Consider the following 18,118-nt stretch of genomic DNA (forward strand, 5'->3'; position numbering starts at 1 on the left):
GCTGCCGAAGGGCTTACCGCGGTCAGAGCCACTCGATGATCGCTGCGATGAGCACGGTTGCTTCGTAGCGGACCGCGAGTTTGAGTTCGTACCTCGCGGCCACGGCACGGTGCCTTTTGAGGCGATTGATGCCGCACTCAACCGCGTGCCGGGCCTTGTAATCCTCCGCGTCGAACTTCGGCGGCCGCCCGCCCCGAGAGCGGAGCTTCTTGCGGTTACGGGCCTGGTCAGCCTTGTCCGGGATGGCGCAGCGGATACCGCGACGTCGCAGGTAGGCCCGGTTCTTGCGGGAGGAGGTGTCTTGTCGGCGCGGACCCGACGGGGCCGGGTGCGCGGACGGCCGGCCCCTGGCGGGCGACGCGGACCTTGTTCAGGACGGGCTCGAACTGCGGAAAGTCGCCTCGCTGCCCGGCCGTGATCACGATGGACATGGGCTTCTGCCCCTGCTCGACGGCCAGGTGGAGCTTGGTGGTCAGGCCACCGCGCGAGCGTCCGAGCCCATGGCCGTCCGGCTCGACGGCGACGCCACCGGGCGGCTCCTTCTGCAGGTCCGCCTCTTTCGCGCCCCGGCGGCGTGCTGGTGGGCCCGGCACACGGTGGAGTCGATGGTGAGGTCCCAGGTGATGAGCTCCGTGGCGTCGGTCTGGGCCTGCAACGCGGCGAAGATCCGCTGCCAGGTGCCGTCCCGCTGCCGGCGCCGGAACAGGCCGTACGACCGGGCCCATGGGCCGTGCCGCTCTGGTACGTCCCGCCAGGGGACGCCGGTGCGGGTGCGAAACCGTATGCCGTCGATCAGCTGCCGCATGGTCCATATCGGCGGGCGCCCCGGCTTCTTGCCCTGAGGCAACAGTGGCTCCAGGCGGGCCCACTGCGCATCCGTCAGATCTCCACGTGCCACAGAACCAGATCATCCCACCTCAAGATCCACTTCCGGCACACGCTCTCTGGTCGGAGCGCCCGGCCGACACCGTCTCGAACCGCTTCGGGAGCCGATGGACGTCACCGGAGACCATTGCCGGATCGGCGATCGCGTCGGCGGTGGACCCTGGCAGTTCCTCCTCCGCGCACCAGCGCCGCGGGAGGAGCAGGACGCCGGCCGTGAGCAGCGCCACGGTCCACAGTCGCAGGGTCCCGAGCAGGGACGCGTCGCCGATGACACCCGGCGCCAGATGCAGGCCCGTGAAGGCGGCCAGAGACCACACCGGGACGGGGCGCTGCAGGCCCAGGAGCTCCCAGCACAGAGCGCCGAGGAGCAGGCCGGCGGTGTAGTAGTCGTAGACGCCCGGGTCCAGCACGAGCCGGGCGCCGACCCCCAGCAGCAGCACCGCCTGCCAGCGGCGTCGCACGACCGCGAGCACGCCCAGGCCGCAGCCCAGACAGAGCTGCGCCATGCGGTCCCACGAAGGCGTCCCGGCCGTGGCGACGCCGAGCGCGCGCAGGGCGGAGGAGGGCTCGTTGACGATGGTGTACTGCGCGGCGGTGAGCGTGCCCGCGTCGGCGATCACGAAGGGCAGCCAGGCGAGCAGGACGGTGGCCGCCGCGTAGACGGCGACGTGCCGCCGCCGAATCCGGGGCGCGGCCAGGACCAGCGGCAGGAAGGCCAGTGCCCAGGGCTTGGAGTCGGCGGCCAGGCCCAGGCAGAGACCCGCCAGCGCCGGGCTGTCCGCGATCAAGGCCCGGACCGCGAGCACGGCGAAGAGCAGCGCCAGCACGTCGTCGAGGTGGCCGTAGTGCACGGCCAGTGACTCCCACACGACGAGGAACACGCTCCCGCCCAGGAGCACGGTCCGCCGCAGGGCGGTCGGCCGTCGCAGCAGGTCCGGGCGCGCGAGCACCGCGCAGCGCTCCAGGGTGTGCAGCACCAGCAGGCCGGCGGCTGTCATCGCCAGCTGGCCCGCCACCATCCCGTTGTCCGACCCGATCGAGCGCAGCATCTGGGCGCCGACGAAGGCGACCGGACCTATCTGGAGGCCCGGATAGTTCGCGTAGAGGTGCAGGCCGCCCGCCGGGCGCGCGCCGGAACCGTCGAACAGCAGCGCGCTGCCGTGGGCGAAGTAGTGCCACGAGTAGCCGCCGCCCGGCATGTACGCGAGCAGCCACACCAGCGCCCACAGCCCGAGCGCCCACCGATGCCAGGTGCCTCGCAACGGCACGTTCCCCACCTCCCCCTCAGCTGTTCGCTTGTGTGCGGATCGCTCCCGAGGGGAGGACGTTCCTCCCGACCGGTCGGGTTCCCATCGGTTGGTGTGGATTTGCTGTGACCTGAGCCGCCGGACGCTCCGCGCCGGCCGACTGGACCGGCACCTGCAGCACCTGCCATCGCCCCCTGACCCTCGCCTCCAGGCAGCCGAAGGACTTCCGGAACACGGTCACAGATCTCGCTCAGGACCTGGCCACGTGTGGCATCGAGCGTGTGGAGGAGGCTGTCCGGGCGGGCGTCGAGGGGCTCGGTTCGGGTTTCGACCAGGCCGTTGGTGCGGAGAGCGAGTCAGTCGCCGGGGTGGAAGGGACAGGTGGCCGGCGAGAGTCTGCACGGCAAAGCGTGATCAACGCATTTCCGGCGACTTCGGCGTTGACGGCGAGGGGATGGAACAACTCGGCATGGTGGCCCTGGACGTACCGGCCACCACCGATCTCGCCAGGGTGCAGAGGCTGCTCTGCCACGGCGTAGCCAGGGCAAGAAGAAGGAAGTGGTACCGAAGCAGCCCCTCACCTGCGGTGCCACCAGAGGGAAGGGTTTCCGGTGGGCTCCGGCTTGCTGGCAGGCCGTGGCACATCCAGCACTTGACGGCGCGAATGAGCACGGGTGGACCGCGCGTTGTTCTGCGCGCGGTTCACCCGTGCCGGGGTCACAGGTCGAGGGTCAGCGGACCGGCAGGACCTGGGTGTGGTCCTTCTGAACGGCCTGCAGGTTGTGGGGGTTCAGGCCCAGGAGGGACAGGATCGTCGGGGCGATCTGGGTGGTCTCGACCTGAGCGGACTCGGTCACGCCCGCGGGGGTGGCTGCGCCGGAGATGACGAGCGGGACGTTCAGGTCGTCGGCGTGGGCGCCGCCGTGTTCGGCGATCTTCTTGGTGCCGCCCGTGTAGACCACGCCGTACTTGGCGATGCCGAACAGGTCCGGGACCCGGGCGTCACCGGGCTTGACGCCGAAGTAGGCGGCTGCCTCCTTGCCCGCGTAGAGCCTGCTGAGCCCGCCGTTCGTGAAGGACCTGGTGGGCTTGCCGTTGATGTCGGTGCCCTTGCCGCTCTGTGACAGCAGGTACTGCTTGGCGAACGAGGTGGCCTCGGCGGAGCGGTCGTTGAGCCACAGCAGCATGCCGTCGTCGTCCACGGAGTGCGCGACGAGGTCGCCGGCGCCCGGGTGCTTGTTCTTCCAGGCGGCGTTGAGCCCGTCGAGCAGCGGACCGTCGTCGACGCGGGTCAGGGCCGTGGGGTCGGTGGGCGACTGGCCGTGCTTGGCGGACAGAACGATGTCCGTGCTGGAGGCCAGGCCCTTGGACCGGATCTCCTTGACCATCGCGCCGATCACGGTGTTGACGTAGTCGAGGTTCTTCTGCAGCAGCGGGCCGGGGACTCCCTTGGAGGCGTAGCCGCCCTTGAGGCCGTCGGAGGAGGGCAGCTTCTGCGCGGTGGAGACCGACTGGAAGTTCATGCCGAAGATCGCCGGGGCGCCGACCTTGTGACTGCCGCTGTGGTCGTAGCCGTCGATCTCGTTGAGGACGGCCTTGGCCTTGTAGCTGTCGTACTGCTCGGTCGCCTTGTTGTCGGTGGTCCAGTCGTTCCCGGCCGGGTAGCCGCCTGCGTCGCTGTTGATCTCCGGGGAGAACTGGTCCTGGATGCCTGTGCCCGAAGGGCCGTTGAGGATGTCGTAGGCGATGTGCTTGTCCGACCAAGCGGTGCGAAGGCCGGCCTTGCGGGCCACGTTGAAGACGGTGTTCACCTGGAGGTACGAGTGCGGGTAGACCGGCTTGCAGGTCGTGGGATCGACGGGCAGCTTGCTCGGGTCGAGCAGGCTCTGCGGCCGGCCGGTCATCTGCAGGATGCTGCCGGGCAGGTTCTTCAGGCCCTGTCCGGCATCGAGGGCGGCCTTGTTCTTGTCCATGTCCTCGGTCATGTCCACCTCGGCGCCGGGCTTGACGCCCTTGCAGTGGGTGGTGCCGGCCGGGAGCAGGGCGTGGTTGTACACGTCGTCGTAGTAGATGCCGGTGGTACCCGGGCCGCCGCCGGTGACCTGGGCGGTCATGCCGGGGAAGGAGTCCGAGGGGGTGGTGGTGTGCGCGTTGGTGTAGTGCACGCCGCTGTTCACCAGCCGGGCCAGCGCGGAGCCGGGGTGGCGGGCGATGTACCAGGCCAGATCCGACTGGTGCAGACCGTCGACGGACAGCAGGAGGACGTGCTTGGCGGCTGCGGGCTTCCGCGGCGCGGCGGAGGAGCCGGTGAGCTCCGACGCGGCAGCGAGCGAACCTCCGGCGAGGGTCATGGCGACACCGAGGGCGGCGGCCAGTCGTATGGATCGGCGGGTCACAGCTAACTCCAGTTGCTACTGATGACGCGGGCGGCGATGCGGGACATGAGTAGCCGCCGGTCCTGTCCCAACAGCGGCTGGAATATGAATATTTGACAAACCCGCCGTATTTACCCCTCCACATAAGGCCGTGTGTCCGTGGCGCTGGAGCGACGGAAGCCAAGCGGGCATTGGCCTCGGCCGGCCTGCACGAGGACGTGGCCGAAGACGTTGAGAAGACATTGAGAAGACGTTGAGCAGGGCGGGCGGCGCCCCTGTCAGCACAGGCGCAACGGTGCCGTCGGCGCGCTCGGACGACGATGTGGGACCGCGTGCCCGGGGCGGACGCCGTGATCTAGGAGAAGGCATGACGCGCCGTAGGCGGAGCTGCCAAATCATCTGCTACGTGGTTGGCGGGCGCGCTCTGCCGAGCGCGGCGCGTCGGGCGCAGCCACGGTGACACATTGATGTCCAGGACCAGTCGGCCGTCCGCATGGCGGGGCAGTGGCAGCCCAGCCGGCGGCACACGCAGTCGGTCGACGTCGATGCGGCCTCGGTCGAGTTCGCCGTACGGCCCGCCGTGCCCCCGACGGTGTTCGGGCAGCGACGTCAGGTCGACCAGTGACGTCGCCGGACCATCCGCGCACATCACCGCGTCGGTCGCGACTACGAACGCGATCCCGCCACCAGCGAGGCCATGATCGTCTGGGCCGCCATCGGCCTCACGACCCGGCGCCGCCTGGGGTAGGGATCTCCATGAGGTGTCCGTCAGGGTCGTGGAAGTAGGTGCCCCTGCGGCCTTCGGTGTGCTTGCTGTGATAGATCCGCCCGATCTCCTGGCATGCGGGATCGCCGTAGTAGGTGATTCCGCCGTGCTGGATGCGGGCGACGGCGGCGTCGAACTCCTGCTCGCTGACCATGAACGCGTAGTGGTGTGGCTCGAAGTCCTCCCGCTGGTCGTAGCCCAGGCTGACGTGGTTGGCCGGCGTGACCGGCGTGAAGTGTGCCACCGGCGGATCGACACTCGGGCCGAGGATGTCGGCCGGGAACTGCGCCGAGGCTTGCGGGTCACGGGCGGAGACGACGGTGTGATTCAGTTCCACGGTCATGGTGGCTCCTCTTCAGGGACGGGGCTACGGGTGCTCGGCGGGCTTGGCGACCCGGCATGGCGCGTGGATGCGTGACCGCCCGGGGGAGGGCGGGGCTTCTCCGGCTGTCCTCCCCCGGCTGCGGCTGCCGTGTCATACGTCGATGTGCTCGAAGATGTGCGGGTACGACGCGATGTCATCGGGGGATTCGGCCACCATGCGCTGGAACTCCGGGCTGGCGAACGCCGCGGCGAGCGCCTCGGTCGATTCCCAGACCGCGACGTTCATCAGAAGCTGACTGCCCGCCGTTCCCTGGTGCATCTGCAGGGAGACGAATCCCGGCTGAGCCCTCATGAACTCGGCCTGCCTGTGAAAGAGGGCCAGGAACGCTTCGGTCCTCCCCTTCGGGACGACGAAGGTGTTGGCCAGGACGATGGGCCCGGTCTTCTCCTTGAACTGCGCGAACATCGACGTATTCGGGTCGAGACTCTGCAGCTTGGCCATTTTCGGTACTTCCTCTCGCTGTCGGTCAGTGGGTGTCTTCGAGGGTGTGGGTGTCCGGGTGTCGGTGTCCGGGTCCCGGCTCAGACGAGGGCGGCGGCCAGTGAGGCGAAGGCGGCGACGAGGACGGCGACGCGGACGTAGTGGAGGCGTTGCCAGCGGTTCAGCTGCTGCTGCCAGTCGTCGGGCCGGTTCTCGGGGGTCCACGTCTTGTTCCGGTTGTTGATCGGGACGAGCAGCAGGAGCGACATGACCACGCTGAGGATCAGCAGTGCGCCGGAGGTGACGAGGAGGCCGGTGCCGTGGTGGTGGCGTCCGGTGACGGCACAGATGCCGACGAGGACGAGCGAGGTGATGTACCAGACCGGCATCGCGGCGCCGAGCATCCTGCCTCCGTGGGCGTGGCCGAGCTGGCCGGCGTCGCCGGGGAGTGCGTCGAGGATCCGCTTCATGACGACGGCGACACAGAACTCCACCCCCACCATCACGCCGACGACCACGGTGGTGAACACCTCGAGTGCATTGAGCATGACGACCCCTCCTGGGATCTAGCGTTGCTAGATGATGAGGCAACGCTAGTACTGCTGCCGCTCGATTGTCTAGCGGTGCTAGGATCGCACTCATGTCGGTACAGGAACGCAAGGCACGCGAACGGGTGGAACGCGAACGCCTCATCGTGGCGACGGCCCGTGAACTCGCCGAGCAGCAGGGCTGGGACGCGGTCACCACCCGCAGGCTCGCCGAGCGCATCGAATACAGCCAGCCCGTCCTCTACAGCCACTTCCGCGGCAAACGCGAGATCATCGGGGCCGTCGCCCTCGAAGGCGCCACCGAGCTGGCCGTCGCGGTACGGGCCGCTGCCTCCGCCGCGGACAGCCCGCGCGAGCGGGTCGCCGCCCTCGCCCGCGCCTACCTCGACTTCGCCGCACACAACCCGGCGGTCTACGACGCCCTGTTCCAGCTCGACGGCGGCCTCGCGTACGCGCAGGAGGACACCCCCGAGCCGCTGAAGGACGCCTTCGCCGCCCTGCTGGAAAGCCTCGGTCAGGCCGCCGGGGACGGCGTCCACCAGGGGCTGTTCACCGAGACGTTCTGGGCGTCCCTGCACGGGATCGCCACCCTGACCCGGGCGGGACGGCTCCCGCCGGAGTACACCGAGCAGAGAGTGGAACTACTGGTGGACCGCCTCACCGTGCTCTGACACACCATCCCGGCGGGCACGCAACCGGGGTCCTCGGGCCCCCGCCGCTGCCTGCCCGCGGCATCGCTTCCGGTCACGCACGACCGCGCGGCGCAGCCGCAGATCGCCGGGCCCCGTACCCCGGACAGGCACCCGCCCCGGAAGCTGCGCTGCTCATTGGTCACGCCTCGGTGCGCGCCCTAGCTGCAACGAAGGTCGTCATGCAGGCATGAACGATGCCTCGCTGGCACTGATTCCTTCCCGGGGCACGTGCGGTTCGCGCGGGCCCTGCTCGTCCTGACGACCCTCGACGCCACCGCTGCCAAACGATCTACAAGTTGGACACCCGCCCACGACCAGTCCGAGCGCCCTGAACGGGGTCACACCAGGTCCCTGACCAGCTACTTCAAGATGACGCAACTTCCTTCATCATCAGATCCGCCGTTGATTGGACACTCCCGGGCGAGGTCGAGCGCGCGGGCGATGCCTTCTTGCGCCGTGGCCATGTCGGCTGGGGTGTTGGCCATGCGTGCGAGGTCGAGGGCTTGTCGGTGGAGGGGCAGGGCTTCGTGCGGTTTGCCGATGTCGGTGAGAAGTGTGCCGGTGCTGTTGAGTACTTGACTGGTGCCGTGCGGGTCGCCGAGTTGAACGAAGAGGTCTCTGGCCTGCTGGTAGAGGTCTGCTGCGACGTCCGGACGGCTGAGGTCTTGCTGGACGCGCCCGAGGTCGTGGAGGGTGTTGGCTTCTCCTTGGCGGGCTTTGATGTCGCGGTACCGCGCCAGTGCCGACTCGTACAGCTCCGTGGCGCTGTCGAGTTGTCCCAGGCGGTGGCGTACGCGGGCGACTCCGGCCATGGCGTTGGCCTGTCCCAGAGGGTTGCTGATTTCGCGATAGATGTCGAGTGCTTGTTCGAATAATGCGGCGGCGGTGTGGAGTTGGTTGTCGGCCTGACGGATGCGGGCCAGTCCGACGAGAGCGTTTGCCTCGCCGAGAGGATTCGCGGCCCTGCGGTAGCCCTCGAGGGCTTCTTGCTGGAGACCGAGCGCGGATTGCCTGTCGCCGCTGAGGTGGCGGACCCGGGCCAAGTCGTGGAGCACATTGGATTCGCTGTTGTGGTCGCCCAACTCCTGGTACAGGGGCTTGGCCTGCTCGTACAGAGCGCCTGATTGACGCAGTCCCGTGGTGAACTGCGTGGCGCGCCCGAGATCCCAGAGCGTGTTGGCCTCGCCTCGGCGTTCGCCGATCTGCCGGTAGACGTCAACCGCCTCGCGAAAATGTTCCACCGCCTGCTGATACTCATTGATGGCGTAGTACAGGCGGCCCAGGCACCACAGAGTGTTGGCCGTGGTGAGTGGCTCACCTCGCTCGCGGGCCAGTGAGACCATGTCGCGCTGGAGCGCTATGGCGCGCAGCCATGGGCCGTCCTGCTGCAGGAAGGAGTTCATGGCCAGAGCGAGTGACAAACACCGTCGGGGCCGGACACCGCGAGCGTGGGAAGCGAGTGCGAGCATGTTCTCACGCTCTGCGCGCATCCACGACATGGCCGCGCCCCGGTCCGGCATGTCAACCGCCGCCAGCGGTGCGGCATCCGGGAACGGCAGCTTCTGGTGGGCCAGCAGTTGGTCGGCGTTCCGCGCAGCGGCTTCGAAGTAGCCGAGCAGCCGGGCAAGCGGGGCGCTGGGGTCCGGTTCGGGTTCCGCGGTGGCCAGCTCGAGGGCCAGCAGACGCAGCAGGTCGTGGAGTTCGTAGCGGCCTGCGGTCGGCTGGGTGACGAGGTGCTCGTCCTGGAGCTGTTCCAGGGCGTCCTCGGCCTCCTCGGCGGAGACGTCGGCCAGGGCCGCCACTTGGCCGGGGGTGGTATCGGGGCCGGGGTGGTGACCGAGGAGGCGGAAGATGCGGCGTAGCGGCTCGTCGAGTTCCTGGTAGGAGAGATGGAACGCCGGGCGCAGGGCGCGGCTGCCGGCGCGGATGGCCGTCAGGCGCCCGGCGCGCAGTTTGTCGGCGAGGTGCTGCAGGGTCCAGGTGGGCCGGGAGCGCAGGCGGGCGGCCGCCAGGGAGACGGCCAGCGGAAGGTGACCGCAGTATTCGGCGATCAGGGCGGCAGCCTCCGGTTCTGCTGCCACGCGTTCGTGACCGGCGATCTGGGCGAGGAGGCCGATGGACTCGGCTTCGGTGAAGACGTCGATCAGGTACGGGGTGACACCGTCCAAGCCGGCGAGGCTGCGCCGGCTGGTGATCAGCACCAGACAATCGGGGCCGGCGGGGATCAGGTCGCGGACCTGATCCTCGTCCGCCGCGTTGTCCAACAGGACCAACGCGCTGCGTTCCCGCATGCGGTCGCGGTACATCGCCGCGCGTTCATCCCGGCTCGCGGGGATCCCGTTCGCGGGCACCCCCAGCTGTCGCAGGAAAGCCTCCAGGATCGCCGCCGGATCGGCCGCGGGGAGCTCAGGGTCGAAGCCGCGCAGGTTCACGTGCAGCTGGACGTCGGTGAAATGGCCGGCCCGGACGAGCTCGTGGGCGGCGCGGACCGCGAGTTGGGTCTTGCCCACTCCGGCCATGCCCTCGATCGCGGAGATCACGACAGTCTTCGCGCCACCGCCGTCGTCATCACGGGTCGCTGTGGCGATCAGACGCGCGAGCTCCTCCTGGCGCCCGGTGAACGTCGCGAGGTCGGCGGGCAGCTGACCGAACACCCCGGCCGGTCCACCGGTCTTGGCCAACCCGTGCACCTTGATGCAGGTCTCACGCCAGCGGGCCGTTCCGGCATCGTCCAGGCCCAACGCCCGGACAAGCGCCACCACCAGGTCCACGTCGAGGCGTCGGCGCCCGACCTTGAACGCGTCCACGATCGTGGAAGGCGACACGACCCGTGCCGGCCGTACCACCACTCCGACCCGCTTGGCCAGCACCCGGTATGAAGGCATCCCTGCCCATGCCCGCAACTCGCCCAGCAGGCCGATGAACTCGGTCAGATCGGTCGCGCCGCTCGGATCCGGCATCCCCCGCTGCTCGACCACAACACCCCTCGCGCACATTCAGCCGTGTTCCTGACAGCCAGAGTCTATGAGGGGGCGTGCGGATTCGTGCGGGATACGGGACTCCACCCAGGTGCCCCGGGCACTGTGATCGTGCCGCTCCACGCAAGGGAGTCAAAGCAGCGCGTTCGGCTGGGCGGTGATCAGCGAACCGTTGAGCTCGTTGAAGGACACCCTCGCCGAAAGCGGCGAGACCTTGATGGGAGGAATACATGCAACGCCAACCGCGTCGGCGTTCGACACGTGGCGGACGCCGGGTAGCCGCAGGCGCCCTGTGCACGCTGGCGGCGCTGGCCGCCGGGGTGACGGTGGCGCCGAGCGCCCACGCGGCCGGCTCCAACTGGGCTGCCTGGTCGGGGAACTGCTACGGCTGGACAACGTGGGACGCCAACCACGTCACGGGACATGTCTGGGACCACGCCTACGACGACTGCCGCATCACGATCATCCAGTGGAACGCCTACGGGACTCCGGGCGCCGGCTCGTCCTACAGCAATGCCGATGCCCACGCCCCCAACACCGGCGCCAGTTCCCCTACGTGGTGGCATGGGCCGACGGACATCGGCGGTCTGCTCGAAGTCCAGGTCTGCGTCCAGGACATGCCCCTCGGGTCCCAGGTCCAGTGCGGCAACGTCTACGACTGACCGGGCTCCCGGCCGCGTTGTTCGCGGGCTCTGCCGGGGCCACAGGCACCTGCGGGGCGTTCCCGCCTGCATGGGTGAACGTGTCGGGGGCCATACCCGATGCGTCAGCCGTGAGCACCCGACAGGGCCGAGTTCTGAGCACGGGAGACCTGGTTCCCACAGCGACCCGGGCCAGTTCACCTTCGGCAACTGGGGCAATGGATCCGGGTACGGGATCCAGGTCGGCCGCAACGCGGCGTCCGTCGTCAACAACACCGCCACCCAGGTCACGATCTACAACGGCACCAACTTCCACGGAACATCCCTGTACCCCGTTCCTCCGGGCTACGCGGGTGCCTTCCCCGGCGGCATCGCGAACGCCGAATGGTCGATGGACAGCTCATGAACCAGTAGGGCATGCCCGCATCGCAGACGCCACGAGGGGAGCCCGCACGATGCACTGGAACGGCAACGGGCCTCCTGCGGCGGAGCGTTGGCCGACAACGTCGTCTGTGCAAGCAGCCGGTTGATCACGACATCACACAGACCCTAGGACGACCCTAGGACGAGCCCAGGACTCGTGAGGCTAGCTTCGCCTCACACCAGACCGGCAGCCCACCCAGCGCCATGGCCACCCTGCAACCCCGCCATCGGCCTGACGCGCAAACGGCTGCGCACGGCTGCAACCGGTCCTCCGACCGAACTCAACCTGAGCGAAGGGAGAATGCGAAAGTGTCCATACGGTGGAGGGGTTCGAGTCTCCTCATGTCCGCAGGACTGGCGATCGCCACGTCCGTCGTCGGCCTGTCGACGGCGCAGACGGCCGGCGCGGCGGACCATACGGGGACCAACCCGATGACCGACCGGCAGTATGTCCACTACGTGACGGGCGCACAGTACGTCGCAGGACCTGGAGGTTCCGAGGCGTGCCCCAGCGGAAGCCTCTGCCTCTACTACAACTCGCCGCAGTACGGCTGGGGATCATTTGAGCATTGGTCTCCCGGCCGTTACGGAAATCTCGGAAATTATCAGTTCAAGAACTGGGGAAACGGCTCCGGTTACGGAGTCACGGTCGGCGGAAATGCCGCCTCCATTGTCAACAATACCGATCAGGACTGGATAATCTGTTCCGATACGGCTCTGAACGACTGTCAGAAGTTCGGCCCTGGATTCGCCGGAGCTCTGCCCGACTTCCTGCACAATGCCGACTGGGCGATGGAGTCCACGGGCTGAGAGAGACCGACCGGGAGCGGGGGGACGGGGCTGCTCCTGCCGAAAGGACGCAGTGCGCGCCCGCCAGGAGCATACGGCACGCCACAGCGAGCGGAACAGAACCGCGTGATCGTCTACCGCCTCGCCACGCACCACGCGACGCGGCCGATGCCCGGGATATTCCGGAGTCCTGCCTCCACCGTCTTCACCCGCGATGAGGTCCTTACTTTCGTGGGCTGACTCGCACCGCCACCATCGGCACAACTCGAAGGGAATCACATGAACTTGCGCATGAATGGAAAGGCCGGGAAGCGGGCGTCATCCCTCGGTGTTGTCGCAGTGGCCCTGGTGGCCACGCTTGCCGGGATGACGGGATCGGCGTACGCCGCCGGCCCCACGGGTTCGGAGGCGTGCCCCAGCAACAGCTTCTGTCTGTACTACAACTCGCCGAACGCAGGCTGGGGTTCTTTCGAGCACTGGAGCCCCGCCACGGACCGCGATCTCAGCCAGGACACCTTCAGCAACTGGGGGAACGGCTCCGGCTACGGACAGACCGTCGGTGGTAACGCCGCCGCTGCAGTCAACAACACCGGTCAGACCGTCGCTGTCTACAGCGGCACCAACTGCAGCACGGAGCAGTCCCACAACCCGAACCCCGCGGTGACCTACTTCGCTCCCCATACGTCCGGCCAACTGACCGGCAGCCTCTACAACGGCGCGTGGTCGTTCTGCGGCGACTGACAGGTCGACTGCGGCACCCCGGACGGGCCTCTATGCGGGTTGTCATGGCAACGGCGCCGGTCACGCTCGTCGGAATGACCGAATCGGCCTGCACCACTGTCCGCAAGGGGGGAAGCCTGCCCTAGAAGCGGCATCTGCCATTACTACAACTCGCCGCAGAACGCCCGGGGTTACTGCGTACACCCGAGCCCGGACGGCCACCCTACCTCAGCCGGTTCATGTTCAGCAGCTGGGGCAACGGCTCCGGCCGCGGTGTCCGCCTCGGCGGCAACGCAGCCTTGTCACATGGAATGTGTTTCAGGAGGAGCAATGAAACGCAAGCTCGTGTATGGCCTGATCTCCGTGGCGACTGCGGCCACCTCGCTCATCGGGATAACCGGCTCCGCCTATGCCGCGGGTCCGGGCGGTGCCGAGACCTGCCCGAGCGGAAGCGTGTGCCTGTACTACAACTCGCCGGGGAACAACTGGGGCTCGTTTGAGAACTGGACTCTTCCTGTGAGCGCCGACCTGTCCGGCAATAGGTTCACTCACTGGGCCAATGGTTCCGGCTACGGCCTGGTGGTCGCCGATAACGCCGCCTCGATCGTCAACAACACCGGCCAATACGTGGAGGTCAAAACGGATGCCAACGTGTGGGTCGGCTTCGTCCCGAACTATGCAGGACCGCTCGGAGACGGAGTCGCGAACCACGATACCTACCTGTGGGGCTGACGCGCTTTCACGCGCGGAGCCCGTTGCGTGAGTGAGGCGGGGTGCTGCCCTGGCCGCGACCAACTTCGCGGCCAGGGGTGAAGTCGCCGCCGGTTTTATCGCCCATTGGATCAGCAGCTGACGACCAATTGGACACCAGCCACCCAGCGCAATTTGCCACACCTCCGGAGGAGATATGCGCAGCATGAAGCCGAACCGTCGCACCACCAGGTTTGCATCGGCCCTCGCAGTCGCGGCGGCTGCCGTCACGCTGCTTGGCGCGACCACTCCCGCGTACGCCGCCGGCCCGGGCGGCGCCGAGACCTGCCCCAGTGGCTCCTTCTGCCTGTACTACAACTCACCCGGCGCGGGCTGGGGGTCGTTCGAGCACTGGAGTCCCGGCTCGTACAGCGACCTGAGCCAGTTCACCTTCAGCAACTGGGGCAACGGCTCGGGTTACGGCCAGAGCGTCTACAAGAACGCGGCCTCGGTGGTGAACAACACCTCCTACTCCTGGAACATCTGCGTCCCCGCCGCTCCGCCCAACAACATGAACTGCGGAATACCCATTGCTCCGCGATACGCCGGAAGTCTGCCCAGCGCCGCCTACAACAACGACATCGCGATGTTCATCAACTAACAGGAACCCTCACGGAACCCCGCCCCGCATCGGCACACCACCTCGCCCGGGGGGGGTAGACGAGTACGTGTCGATTTCGACCGCTCTGTTCGTGACGGGCTATCGATCCCCCATGCCCTGGCGTTCATCCCGACGGATGTGACCGCGCCGCTGACGGCGGCGGTCCAGCTCACGCTCGACGCCAGCCGTCAGGATGCGTCTGCTTCGAAAGGCGTCCGCTTCATGATGACTCGCCGCACGTCCCTGCGATCCGCTCTCGCCGTCTTCGGCGTCGGCGCCGCGATCGCTCTGAGCTTCCCGTCCACGCCCGCCTTCGCAGCCGACGAGGGCGACCACTGGATCAACACGCCGAACTGCGCCGCCGATCAGGAGATCCAACTGCAGTACGTGAATGGCGCGTGGCATGACGAGCAGGAGCTCAACCCGACTGCTACCGACAACGGCCAGTGCACGTTCATTCTGACGGACAACGGCGCGGAGATCTGGCGTTCCAACGGCGCCGGCTCCGGCTGGTGGTACGACGGACCGGGCCACAAGATCTGCGCGCTCGTCTACGACCCCGCCCTTCTCAGGGGCGGCGCCCTGGGTGTCTGCAACTGAAACCATCGAACGCCGTCACGCCGAGGGCTGTGCTCCGGTGGGTCGTCAAGACCTCCCCTGCTCTCCGATGTCCGGCAAAGCGGATCAAGCCCACCAGGGGCCCCACTTCGGGTGTGTGGACTTGCGTGGAAAGCGTGATTCCGCTCCAGACCCCCGGGCAGCCTGGTCAGGCCCCTGCGGGCAAGGCCGTCTCCAGCTGCCGTCCGGAGCCGGCGCTGAGTGTCAGGAACTTCACAAGGGAGTGGCAATGAGCAAACGCCGTATTGCAGGTCTCGCCGTGGTCATCATGGCGTCAGCGGCAGCAGGCTCCGTCCAAACGGGCACCGCTTCGGCCGCTGACAGCTACTACTGCTCGAAGCCGTATGACCCTCAGGCCAACGTCTGGGTAGCCGAGTGCATACACCTGGGAGGGAACGGCTACTGGCAGCCGTACGTGCGGGTCGAGAACGACACCGACTCGGCAGTGGCGGTCGGCTCCGTGGGCGACCAGCAGTGGATCAATTCCGGCGGCGCCCTCGGCGACTACAAGTTGCTCCCGTCCGGAACCGTCAACCCTGGCATCACGAACCTCTGGGGACAGTCCACCAACTGGCGAAACACCTGCTATGTCCAGGGGCAGGCAGATGTCTGGGTCAACAACGGGACCTTGCAGTACAACTCGCCCTCTGAGTATGTCTGCTAGCACTGGCACGAGTTCCGGATGCTGTTGCTGATCTTCAACTTGCGGGCCGTTCGCAGAGCCAGTGCAAGGGTGAGCCGGGGCGGTGCCGCGGGTCGGGTCGCTGGCTGAGGCGGATGACGTCGGTGCCGACCGGATGCGGTCAGGACGTGTCCGCCGGAATCGTTCTCTGGGGCCGACGTCACTGTCGTCGCGCATGACGACCCGTTCCCCTCGTCGCTCAGCCGGCCCCGCAACCGTCGGGCCACGGCGGCCAACCGCCGAGGCCGGCATGAACGCGGCGTGGTCGGCCTATGGAGCGGACCTACGGACGGCTGATGTTCCACCGCCGCCTGGCGCGCGACCACGAGACCCTTCCCGCTCGCTCCGAAGCCACGATCCACCTCGCCATGACCGACCTGATGGCCGCCGTCTCACCGGCGAAGCCACCGTCTCCCTGACAGCCAGGATCCACGAGTCGGCTGTACGGGTTCGTACGGGAAAGGTGACCTCGCCCAGCTGTCCCGGGCAGCCTGGTCGTGCCGCTCAACGCAAGGCCGGCCCAAGCAGCGGCTCGACGTCAGACCAACATCAAAGTCAGGAAACACCGTGCGTCTACGCGCCCTCAGCCGCAAAATGACCTATACAGCCGTCGCCTTCGCCCTGGCCGCAGGCCTCGGCGTCGCCGGCACCGAAACCGCCAGTGCCGTCCCTGCCAGTGGCTGCGGCAGCACCACCAGGCCGACCCTGGTCAGCCACCCGCTCACGCTGAGCACGATCACCAACATCGGCGACGACCTCGGCATTCTCTACCTGGGCTACTTCCCCGACTGCCGCGGCGTCTACGCGGAGATCCACTGGAACAGCCCCGAGGACCGCAACCCGATGACCGGCGCGACATGGCTGGACGCGCATGTCGAGGGCCGTGTCTACCTGGAGGACGAGAACAGCAAGATGTTCGGCTACGTGCCCTTCAACATGACGGCCAACGGCTCCTACACCACCTCCCAGATCGTGACCATCGACAAGGACCCGAACGGCAACAACTACGCCGCCCCGAAGGCCTTCTACCCCCGCGTCGACCTGACCGTCGCCCAGATCGACCAGGCCGGCGGCCTGAACTACGGTCCCCACCCCTGCTACATCTCCGGCAACAGCCACACCTTCAGCGACGGCGGCTGGCAGAACAACGCAGGCGGAGGCTACTGCGCCTGACGCACAGTGCGTCCGACTGCTCGTTCACACCCCCTCGCAGGCTGGTCCTGACGCTTCCAACAAGGGTCGGGACCGAGCTGCCGACCGACGGGCACGAGCCGGACCCGGAGCGGCGCCGCTGGTGGTCCCACCGCAGCGACTGAACCGGCCCTTCCGGAGCCGGCGGGCCCCGCCCAAGTCCGTCTTGGGCGGGGCCCGCCGAGTGTGAGCATCGCAGCTTGCGGGGCGGGTGCCCGTCTGGGGTACGGGGTAGAAAGTCCCCGCCACCCGGAGCGCTGACGCCCTCACCGGAGGAGTACGAGTCGCCCATCGCGACGATGGAGTACGATCGCGGCCGCCAGGTGAACCAGCACCGCCGCACGGTCCCGCCAGCCGGCCACCATGCTGGACGGCAGCACCCCGGCCAGCGCATCCGTTGGGCCCGTGCGGTCCGCCGCACCGGCGCAGCAGCACCGCCCCGGCATGCTCGATCAGCCTTCTCCCTCAGCCATCGAAAGCCGACGGTCCCACCCTGTACGCTCAACCACCAGAAGGGGGGCCTGCTCCCGCAGCGGATTTGACTTCGACACTCACATCCTTGCGGGTCAAACGGCACCTTTCTGTTATCGGGGCGTCAGACAGCCCAATTGCGCTGAATACCCAGGGTCCAACGTGTGCGCCGTGGGTGCTCGCGTCGCTGGGGTGGAGTGGTGGCGGGGCTACCGTGGGTGCACGGCGCAGGTCAGGTGTGTCACCCGCGACGACGGCTCCGAACGGATCGGCTCCAGCGCGACCTTGGACGCGTCCACGCCGTCGAACAGGCGGGTTCCGGAGCCGAACAGCACGGGGGACAGCGTGATCGAGAACTCGTCGATCAGGCCGGCGTTCAGGTGCTCCAGGATCGTTGTGCCGCCGCCGGCGATGCGGATGTCGCGGTCGCCTGCGGCGCCGCGGGCCTGGTCGAGCGCGGTCTCGATGCCCTCGTTGACGAAGTGTGGCGTTAACGGTCCCAACTGGTGCCGCTTTTCCGGCCCGAACTGGCCCCACCGGCGGGGCGCGCGGGAGCGTTCGGGGTTGTTCCGGCTTGAGTTGGCCCCACCTTGGAGCTGGGGCTGGGACGCTCGCGGTAGGTCGCCGTGAGGAGGCGATGCCGGGTGGCGTCCTCGAAGGAAGAACTGTTCCTGCTGATCCGCCGGGACTCGTGGCAGCAGGGCCTGTCGGTCCGCGCGTTGGCGCGCAAGTACCGGGTCCACCGCCGGCTGGTACGCGAGGCACTGTGTTCGACCGTGCCCGCGCCGCGTCGGACGCCGCGACGGCATTCGCCCAGGCTGGAGCCGTTCAAGAAGACGATCGACCAGTGGCTGCTCGACGACCTGGATGCTCCGCCGAAGCAGCGACACACAGTGAAAAGGATCCTGAGCCGGCTTCAGCAGGAGGCTGGCGCCG

The 18,118-nt window shown here is 67.9% G+C and carries 17 protein-coding genes and 4 pseudogenes; 12 read left to right on the forward strand and 9 right to left on the reverse strand.

Features of this window, described 5'->3' with window-relative positions; all coding sequences use genetic code 11:
• Positions 1-22: 22 nt before the first annotated feature.
• The 7 genes and pseudogenes from ACZ4MF_RS40215 to ACZ4MF_RS40245 form a co-directional block, all read right to left on the reverse strand.
• Positions 23-898, reverse strand: a pseudogene (locus ACZ4MF_RS40215) (IS5 family transposase).
• Positions 899-917: 19 nt separating this feature from the next.
• Complete coding sequence (locus tag ACZ4MF_RS40220) at positions 918-2,153, reverse strand: hypothetical protein (protein WP_467498140.1); 1,236 nt, start codon at positions 2,151-2,153, stop codon at positions 918-920.
• 710 nt (positions 2,154-2,863) lie between these two features.
• Complete coding sequence (locus ACZ4MF_RS40225; protein ID WP_467498142.1) at positions 2,864-4,528, reverse strand: alkaline phosphatase family protein; 1,665 nt, start codon at positions 4,526-4,528, stop codon at positions 2,864-2,866.
• Positions 4,529-4,926: 398 nt separating this feature from the next.
• Positions 4,927-5,165, reverse strand: a pseudogene (locus ACZ4MF_RS40230) (transposase); the annotation flags it as partial.
• A gap of 64 nt (positions 5,166-5,229) precedes the next feature.
• Positions 5,230-5,616, reverse strand: coding sequence for a VOC family protein (locus ACZ4MF_RS40235; protein ID WP_467498144.1), 387 nt, complete (start codon positions 5,614-5,616; stop codon positions 5,230-5,232).
• Between the two features lie 132 nt (positions 5,617-5,748).
• A complete protein-coding gene (locus tag ACZ4MF_RS40240; protein ID WP_467498146.1) occupies positions 5,749-6,099 on the reverse strand; it encodes an antibiotic biosynthesis monooxygenase family protein in 351 nt (116 codons plus the stop codon).
• Positions 6,100-6,179: 80 nt separating this feature from the next.
• Positions 6,180-6,626, reverse strand: a complete 447-nt coding sequence (locus ACZ4MF_RS40245; RefSeq protein ID WP_467498148.1) for an anthrone oxygenase family protein — start codon at positions 6,624-6,626, stop codon at positions 6,180-6,182.
• 92 nt (positions 6,627-6,718) lie between these two features.
• Between ACZ4MF_RS40245 and ACZ4MF_RS40250 the strand changes: the two genes are divergently transcribed.
• Positions 6,719-7,297 (forward strand): TetR/AcrR family transcriptional regulator, encoded by a 579-nt coding sequence (locus ACZ4MF_RS40250; protein ID WP_467498150.1) that lies wholly within the window; start codon positions 6,719-6,721, stop codon positions 7,295-7,297.
• A 380-nt stretch (positions 7,298-7,677) separates the two neighbouring features.
• Here ACZ4MF_RS40250 and ACZ4MF_RS40255 read toward each other — a convergent pair whose 3' ends face one another.
• Positions 7,678-10,089, reverse strand: coding sequence for a tetratricopeptide repeat protein (locus tag ACZ4MF_RS40255; protein ID WP_467498152.1), 2,412 nt, complete (start codon positions 10,087-10,089; stop codon positions 7,678-7,680).
• Positions 10,090-10,526: 437 nt separating this feature from the next.
• On the opposite strand from ACZ4MF_RS40255, the gene ACZ4MF_RS40260 reads away from it, so the two are divergent.
• From ACZ4MF_RS40260 to ACZ4MF_RS40305, 10 genes and pseudogenes are all read left to right on the forward strand, one after another.
• The gene (locus ACZ4MF_RS40260; RefSeq protein ID WP_467498154.1) at positions 10,527-10,958 is read left to right on the forward strand and encodes a hypothetical protein; all 432 of its coding nucleotides are present in this window, start codon (positions 10,527-10,529) and stop codon (positions 10,956-10,958) included.
• Positions 10,959-11,028: 70 nt separating this feature from the next.
• Positions 11,029-11,343 carry a peptidase inhibitor family I36 protein gene (locus ACZ4MF_RS40265; RefSeq protein WP_467498155.1) on the forward strand — a complete coding sequence of 105 codons (315 nt, stop codon included), beginning with the start codon at positions 11,029-11,031 and terminating at the stop codon, positions 11,341-11,343.
• Between the two features lie 359 nt (positions 11,344-11,702).
• Positions 11,703-12,170, forward strand: coding sequence for a hypothetical protein (locus ACZ4MF_RS40270; protein ID WP_467498157.1), 468 nt, complete (start codon positions 11,703-11,705; stop codon positions 12,168-12,170).
• A 345-nt stretch (positions 12,171-12,515) separates the two neighbouring features.
• Positions 12,516-12,890: a peptidase inhibitor family I36 protein gene (locus ACZ4MF_RS40275; RefSeq protein WP_467498158.1), complete on the forward strand. Its 375-nt coding sequence runs from the start codon at positions 12,516-12,518 to the stop codon at positions 12,888-12,890.
• A 309-nt stretch (positions 12,891-13,199) separates the two neighbouring features.
• On the forward strand, positions 13,200-13,601 hold the full coding sequence (locus tag ACZ4MF_RS40280) for a peptidase inhibitor family I36 protein (protein ID WP_467498160.1): 402 nt from the start codon (positions 13,200-13,202) through the stop codon (positions 13,599-13,601).
• Between the two features lie 184 nt (positions 13,602-13,785).
• Entirely contained in the window at positions 13,786-14,220 is a 435-nt protein-coding gene (locus ACZ4MF_RS40285) for a peptidase inhibitor family I36 protein (protein ID WP_467498162.1), read from the forward strand.
• A 138-nt stretch (positions 14,221-14,358) separates the two neighbouring features.
• Positions 14,359-14,820, forward strand: coding sequence for a hypothetical protein (locus ACZ4MF_RS40290; RefSeq protein WP_467498164.1), 462 nt, complete (start codon positions 14,359-14,361; stop codon positions 14,818-14,820).
• A gap of 247 nt (positions 14,821-15,067) precedes the next feature.
• The gene (locus tag ACZ4MF_RS40295; RefSeq protein WP_467498166.1) at positions 15,068-15,502 is read left to right on the forward strand and encodes a hypothetical protein; all 435 of its coding nucleotides are present in this window, start codon (positions 15,068-15,070) and stop codon (positions 15,500-15,502) included.
• 290 nt (positions 15,503-15,792) lie between these two features.
• A pseudogene (locus tag ACZ4MF_RS40300) lies at positions 15,793-15,935 on the forward strand (IS5 family transposase); the annotation flags it as partial.
• Between the two features lie 152 nt (positions 15,936-16,087).
• A complete protein-coding gene (locus ACZ4MF_RS40305) occupies positions 16,088-16,693 on the forward strand; it encodes a hypothetical protein (RefSeq protein WP_467498174.1) in 606 nt (201 codons plus the stop codon).
• Between the two features lie 698 nt (positions 16,694-17,391).
• Here ACZ4MF_RS40305 and ACZ4MF_RS40310 read toward each other — a convergent pair.
• On the reverse strand, positions 17,392-17,685 hold the full coding sequence (locus tag ACZ4MF_RS40310) for a dihydrofolate reductase family protein (protein ID WP_467498168.1): 294 nt from the start codon (positions 17,683-17,685) through the stop codon (positions 17,392-17,394).
• A 141-nt stretch (positions 17,686-17,826) separates the two neighbouring features.
• Between ACZ4MF_RS40310 and ACZ4MF_RS40315 the strand changes: the two are divergent.
• Positions 17,827-18,118 (forward strand): annotated as a pseudogene (locus ACZ4MF_RS40315) (IS21 family transposase); the annotation flags it as partial.

Source organism: Streptomyces sp. NPDC025793, assembly GCF_055558375.1.